The organism is Occallatibacter sp. (assembly GCF_049802275.1).
Taxonomy (GTDB): Bacteria; Acidobacteriota; Terriglobia; order Terriglobales; family Acidobacteriaceae; genus Telmatobacter.
Genome location: NZ_JBARMD010000440.1, coordinates 1 through 6888 on the forward strand (window position 1 = coordinate 1; position 6888 = coordinate 6888).

Consider the following 6888-nt stretch of genomic DNA (forward strand, 5'->3'; position numbering starts at 1 on the left):
TCGTTGGTCGCGCGATAGGCTTCAAGTTGCAGGATCGTGATCATGTACATGTCATCGATCCAGTAGCGTGTCTCGCCCGAGAGGCCGTCTGGCTGAGGCTTGCTCCACTGACGGTCAGCGAAGCGCAGGCCCATTGCGCGCGTCGATGCATCCTTTGTCTCCGTGGAGACTTGCAGCGGGACCACGCCGAAGATTTCGTAATCCACGTGCTCCTTGTCGGGTATGAGCGACTGCTTTTCAGGAGTCAGCAATTGCTGAAAGCGCGCCTGTAGCTGAGCCTCCAGAGTCTTATTTCCGGTGGCCTCGGCATAAGTGAGACCTCCGTACCATGCGCAAACCTCCGGATAGACGATCGTCTTCAGGTGCGCGCTTTCGAGGAAGTGGCTTGCAACCGCGTCGCCAACTTTTTGAGGATCAGCATTCTCTGGCCAGTTGCCGAAGTACTTCTGCTGTGCTGATGAGCTCACGCACGCAACAAGACAGACGGCCAGAAGCAAGGGCATTCGCATGCGGCCAACCTCCGCAATGAAGCTTACTCTTCCGGCCCCGATTCGTTCGACCCACTCCGCCAACGGAGTTCGGCCGAACCGGGCTGCAAGCCGATCTTCAAAGCGCATAAAGACGGTGTTTCGCAGGCAGAATCGGGAGTATGCTGGCCACATGCTCGCACGGCTTTCAAGATTCCGGTGCGTGCCGATCGTCCTGCTGGTGGCTCTCACCGCCTTCAATTCAAATGCGGAGGAGATTCCGGCCCCAAGTCCGACCGTCATTAATGGATTGGGTAAGGGCGCTGTCCCCCTAGCGGGCCCTTGGAGTTTTCATCTTGGCGATGACCCCGCATGGGCCTCCCCTTCGCTCGATGACTCCCACTGGGAATTATTGAGCCCAGACCGGCCTTGGGGCGTACAGGGTCACGCTCGATATACAGGATCGGCCTGGTACCGTCTTCACCTCACCATCAGACCAGCGAGCGATGCTTTTCTCCGGTTCTCACTGCTGGTACCCCTTGTGGAGGACGTCTACGAGGTCTATTGGAATGGCCAACGGGTCGGCCGCAACGGCAAATTCCCGCCTTACCCCGTCTGGTTCGTTTCACAGAAGCCACAGATAGTCGAACTCGGGCCTGGAGACAGTGGCGTCCTGGCGTTTCGCGTCTGGAAGGCGCCGCTATTTTCAGATGATCCTGGTGAGGTGGGCGGCTTTGCCCAGGCGCCCCTGATCGGTGACAACCAGGCCATCGCTGCAGCCAAGGCTGTTGTTGATTACGAATGGCTGAAGAGCAGGCAGTTCCTCTTCGGCGAGCACCTGATCTACGGTTTGATTGCCCTGCTGAGCTTGCTCATGTGGTGGCGCAATCGCAAGCAGTGGGCTCTCCTCTGGATGGTGGGCTTCTCTCTTGCGCCGCTCGCAAACGTGCTGCTGCTCAATGCGCATATTCCGTGGCCATACGCCCTGGCAATGGGTTTAGTGCAGCCGATCAACTCCATTCAGGACATTTCACTGTGGCTTCTCCTGCTATGGCTGCTGCACCTCAATACCGATCCAGGGGTCTTCCGACTAGTCAAAATTCTTGCGGCCGTTGACTTCACGATCACCTCGCTCGATGGATTGCTTCTCGCAATCAGCTGGCATCCACGGTGGCTGGTCTGGGCCCAATCCACCGACGCCATGATCACGATCATCAGCACCCTCATCCAATTGCTCCCGCTGGTGCTTGTCGGTTTTGCGGTCTCGCGCTGGAGACGTTTGAAGTTTGCGTCCTGGATGGTCGTACTATTCGCTTTTCTCGATGAAATGATCGTCGTGGTTGGCGGTGCGCTGAAACAGGGCCAGAGGTTCACCGGTTGGACGATTGGAGATGAGATCCTCTCTCCTTTATTCACCGTAAATGGCAACGCAATTTCCCTCGGAATGATCACGCGCGCATTGCTGCTTGTCTTCATCGTCTACGCCGTTTACAACAACTACCGCAAAGAGCGGCAACGCCAGATGGTGATGGCCAATGAGTTCAGCAATGCCCGCGAACTGCAGCGGATACTGGTGCCGGAGACGCAACACGCCACTCCCGGCTTTGAGGTCTCCAGTTCGTATCGTCCCGCCATGGCCGTCGGCGGAGATTTCTTCCAGTTGATTCCGCTCGATGGAGACCCCGCCGGTGCAGCGCTGCTGATCGTCGGCGACGTGAGCGGACACGGACTGAAAGCCGCGCTCAGCGTCTCTTATATCGTTGGCGTCATGCGCGTGCTGGCAGAGATCTTTCCGCAGCCGGCCCAACTGCTCGCTGAGATTAACCGCCGCCTGTGCGGCCGGTTGCAGAACGGCTTCGCCACGTGCATCGCCCTGAGGATCGATCGTCTCGGCCGCTGTACGATAGCCAGCGCAGGCCATCCTCCGCCTTTTCTCAATCGGTTGGAACTCGACGTTCCGGGCGCACTTCCGCTCGGCATCGACGACTCAACCGTGTACGAGCAGTCTACGGTGCAACTCCATCCGGGTGATCACCTCGCTCTGTACACGGACGGGCTGCTCGAGGCCCGCAGCAAGACCGGCGAGCTCTATGGATTCGAGCGTCTGGAGCAGCTCTTCGCGCGCAACCCAACCGCCGAAGAGGCCGCAGAAGCTGCAGTGGCTTTCGGTCAGGACGACGACATCACCATCGTCACGCTCACGTGTGTCGCAGATCGTCAGACCGGATTCGAGGACGCGTTCGTTGGTTCGACTTTGGCGCGACCCGCCTGAACACCTACGGGCAGATCGTATTTATCAGAAATTTCGACTCTGCTTGATAAACTCTGCGCGTTTCAGCACTCAGTCCTTGTGAGATTCTGTCCCAAACTGGGTTAATCGGTCTCACCGCCTTCAACTTCCCGGATTTGAAATTGCTGCACGCCTGCTGCCCCGCCAGATAGTGAGGACATCTCTGCACCTTTTCGAAGGCGGCGGCAATTACGACACCTATGTCGTCTTTTGAAGAGTCTGGAATTCCGTCGCAGATTTCCGGATGTTCACCAATCCATTCAAACGCGATCGGCAGGACTACCCGACTCACCCAGCGTTCGTACATATTGAGAGCGTCAAGCGCCAACGTGAACGATGGATGCTGATCACAAACCTGGGACGCGGATGTTCGCGCCAACTTCGAAGCAGCCGCTTGTGTTGATCCTGTGCTCTCACAGAGCAGCTGACAGTTAGTTTTTCTTGGCATATCCTTCCCCTTTCAGAACTGACATTTCTGCAGGTTAAGGAAGCTGGTCTCAGATAGCAGAGAAGTGCATGCAGATTGGACCGGCCCTGAGGTCAACTTCGTTGATATGGGCCCACTGAGACAGACGGCGAGAATCAGCGCCATCATCAGAACTCAAGCGGTTCGCAATGTCAATATGATTGAAATCACTCGATCGGAGAGGTCGGGTACGACACAAACGCTCGGAACGAATAACCGCCAACCGGGAAGTAGCTCCAAAACCGGATTACTTCCGCATTGCAGTCGTCGGCGTTCGTCTAACATCCAGCAAGACCCCGCACGAGATCATGATGGAACTCACAATCCAGACCGCGTCGCGCACAGTGACGTGATCAAGCGAGTTGTGGAGGAAGACGTCCATCGAGTGGAGAGAGATCACCTCCGCGAACCAAGTGGATATCCATAGAATCATTCCGCAGGATGCCAATTGCGCCCCTCTCCTGCCCCGCAGGCTTTTCCGCAGCAACCAGATTCCAATTGACGCCGCGGCAGCCACAAGAAGAAGGGCAATATGCTGTGGGCCCACCCGGCGTTCATAGAAGTGATGAACCATGAATTCACTTGCCAGCTTGTTGTGCAAGAGCCAGCGCAGACTGAAGAGCATATCGACCAGGAGCGCTAACTGAAGGACGGTGAGAGGCACAAGCACCGGCCAATCGGGAGGAAACTCCCGACGCCTGGACCGTGCAACGATACATGCGACGATACACGCTGCGAACGCGATGAGGCAGCAAAGCACTCCGATAGCGTGTTTGGAGGATGGGAACGCCATTGGATCGATTGTCAATGAAGAAGTCTAAAACAGAAAGCCGCACAAAACATGAATAACGTGGAACCTAAAAAGTGAGCAAGCACGCATAATGCGGTCCCTTGATCAATATTCCCACTTACCTTTGATGGGCTTACAGGTCCGTTTCCTTGCGCGATTGCATGGTGACGCAAACGCCGCATCATCGTGCGGCGTTAGTGCGTGCCCAGCTCTCGTTTTTTGAGATCAGCAAGCCTGTCGGCCGGCGTAAATGACCAACTAAACGCCCTCGCCAAACCCGCCGATGACCGCAGCCTTCGCGCGTTTGCCCAACCGCACCACCAGCCGCACCGGCAACGTGTCGATGACGATCGCAGAATTCGTGACAACCTCGCCATCGATCTTCACGGCTTTCTCCGCAAGCTTTCGGCTCGCTTCGGCACCGCTGGCCGCGAGGCCCGTCTGCAGCAGCAGCTTCGAAACGCGAATCTGCAACTCTCCCGGAGGGCACGACGGGCTTACCAGGTCCGCATATGCGATGTGAACCTCTTCGAGGTCCTCAGCCGTCTCGTTCTGCTGGAACATGCGCGCCCAGTTTTCATCCGCATGCTGTGCGGCGGCTTCGCCGTGAAATCCAGCAGTAATGGTTCGCGCCAGTCGCTTCTTCACGTCCATGGGATGAACTGTTCCGTTCGCAACCTCCGCACGTAGAGCGTCGACCTCCGATTGCTTCAGATCCGTCAGAAATACCCAGTACTTCCACATCAACTCATCGGAAATCGACATCAGCTTGCCGTACATCTCCGCCGGTGGCTCGTTGATGCCGATTGCGTTATTGAGAGACTTGCTCATCTTCTGAACGCCGTCGAGCCCCTCGAGAATCGGCGTCATCAGGATGATCTGCGGTTTCTGGCCGTATTGGCGCTGGAGTTCGCGGCCGGCGCCGAGGTTGAAGCGCTGGTCGGTGCCGCCGAGTTCGACATCGCACTCGAGAGCGACGGAGTCATAAGCCTGCATGAGGGGATAGAGCAGCTCGTGGAGGCTGATTGGCTGCTCGGCCTGGAAACGCTTGTGAAACTCGTCGCGCTCCAGCATCTGCGAAACCGTGAAGTGGGACGCGAGACGGATGGTGCCTTCGTAACCAAGCTTGCCCAGCCACTCCGAGTTGTACCGAACCTCGGTCACCTTCTCGTCGAGAATCTTGAACACCTGCTGCTTGTAGGTCTCGGCATTCGCGTCGATCTGTTCGCGTGTCAGCGGCTTTCGGGTCACGTTGCGCCCTGTGGGATCGCCGATCAGCGAAGTAAAATCGCCCACCAGAAAAATCACGGTATGCCCGAGCTGTTGGAAGTGCCGCAGCTTGCGCATCAACACTGTATGGCCCAGATGCAGGTCTGGCGCCGTGGGATCGAACCCCGCCTTTACGCGCAGCGGCTGGCCCGTCTTGCGGCTCTCTTCAAGGCGCTCGCGCAAATCGGAAACGCGAATAATCTCCGCCGCACCTTTTTGCAGCAGGTCCATCTGTTCATCAACTGGAAGAAACGTATTCATGCCGTCTTTCAGTATAGAGTCCGGCTACCGTGCGCCTTGCCGCCTCGTCAGTAGCCATTGCCCGCTTGCGGAGCGAAAAGTCATTCTTCGCCGTGCTCCTTATATATGCTCTATGCGAGGGGCAAAAGGGTCACCCCTCCGGTTCTCCCAGGAGAAATGGATTGTCTCTTCGCGCTCCGATGTCTGCTTTCCTCTCCACGGCTGTGTGGGTTTCAGTCGTGCTGATGCCGCCCGTTCCTGTCAACGCGCAGCAGCCGCCGTATCCCCTATCCACCCGCTGTTATAGCTGCCACAACAACCTGAAGACGGCGAAAGGCGAGGACGTTTCCATCGGCTCGGCCTGGCGCGCGAGCATCATGGCCAACTCCGCACGCGATCCCTATTGGCAGGCCAGCGTCCGCCGCGAGACTCTCGACCACGCCTCTGCCGCTTCGTCGATTGAGAACGAATGCGCTACGTGCCACATGCCCCTGCAGCACTTCACTGACAAAGCTGCCGGCCATGACACTGCCGTCTTTTCTCATTTGCCACTCGATGACGCGCACAACGCCGCAGCCGCTGCTGACGGGGTCTCCTGCACGGTCTGTCATCAGGCTGAACCGCAAGGCCTGGGCACGCCCGAATCCTACAACGGCAACATAACCGTCGCCGGAGTTGGCCAGCAGCCCCGCCCTCTCTTCGGTCCCTACCCGGCCGAGGCCCGGGCGACATCGATTCACACGCTCGCCTCCGGCCTCACGCTCACGCAGTCCGATCACCTGCGCCAGGCCGGGCTCTGCGGCTCGTGCCACACCCTTTACACCACTACGCTCGACGCATCAGGGAAGGCGGCCGGCCGCTTTCCCGAACAGATGCCGTACCTCGAGTGGCAGCACAGCGACTACCACGACAAACAAACCTGCCAGTCCTGCCACATGCCCGCCATCTCTGAGCCTGCGCCCGACGCAACCCTCGGCAGCCCGCCCCGCGATGGAGTTCGCCGTCATTCCTTCCCCGGCGCTAACTTCTTCATGCAGGATCTTCTGGTGGCGCATCACGACGAACTCGCTGTGACCGCGTCTCCCGCAGAACTCACCGCAGCCTCGACGGAGACGCGCGCCTATCTCCAATCGCAGACTGCGCATCTCTCCCTTAGCGCAGTCGCCGTCGCCAAAGGCCATCTCACCTTCGCCGTTACGGTGCAGAACCTCACCGGCCATAAGCTTCCCACTGCTTTTCCATCGCGCCGCGCGTGGCTTCACGTCACCGTTACCGATGCCTCCGGCCACGCAGTCTTCGAGTCCGGACATCTCAACGCAGACGGCTCCATTGCAGGCAACCTCAATGACAGCGATCCCACCCGCTA

At 58.2% G+C, this 6888-nt stretch carries 4 protein-coding genes and 1 pseudogene; 2 read left to right on the forward strand and 3 right to left on the reverse strand.

Going from position 1 to position 6888, the window contains the following annotated elements; all coding sequences use genetic code 11:
* A pseudogene (locus WA354_RS15330) lies at nt 1–509 on the reverse strand (glycosyl hydrolase); the annotation flags it as partial.
* Between the two features lie 151 nt (nt 510–660).
* Between WA354_RS15330 and WA354_RS15335 the strand changes: the two are divergent.
* Nucleotides 661–2739 carry a PP2C family protein-serine/threonine phosphatase gene (locus tag WA354_RS15335; RefSeq protein WP_472813892.1) on the forward strand — a complete coding sequence of 693 codons (2079 nt, stop codon included), beginning with the start codon at nt 661–663 and terminating at the stop codon, nt 2737–2739.
* A gap of 731 nt (nt 2740–3470) precedes the next feature.
* On the opposite strand, the gene WA354_RS15340 is transcribed toward WA354_RS15335, so the two are convergent.
* Nucleotides 3471–4016 carry a hypothetical protein gene (locus WA354_RS15340; RefSeq protein WP_472813893.1) on the reverse strand — a complete coding sequence of 182 codons (546 nt, stop codon included), beginning with the start codon at nt 4014–4016 and terminating at the stop codon, nt 3471–3473.
* Between the two features lie 255 nt (nt 4017–4271).
* A complete protein-coding gene (gene tyrS, locus WA354_RS15345; RefSeq protein WP_472813894.1) occupies nt 4272–5543 on the reverse strand; it encodes a tyrosine--tRNA ligase in 1272 nt (423 codons plus the stop codon).
* Nucleotides 5544–5704: 161 nt separating this feature from the next.
* Between tyrS and WA354_RS15350 the strand changes: the two genes are divergently transcribed.
* A partial coding sequence (locus tag WA354_RS15350) for a hypothetical protein (protein WP_472813895.1) occupies nt 5705–6888 on the forward strand: 1184 nt, incomplete at its 3' end.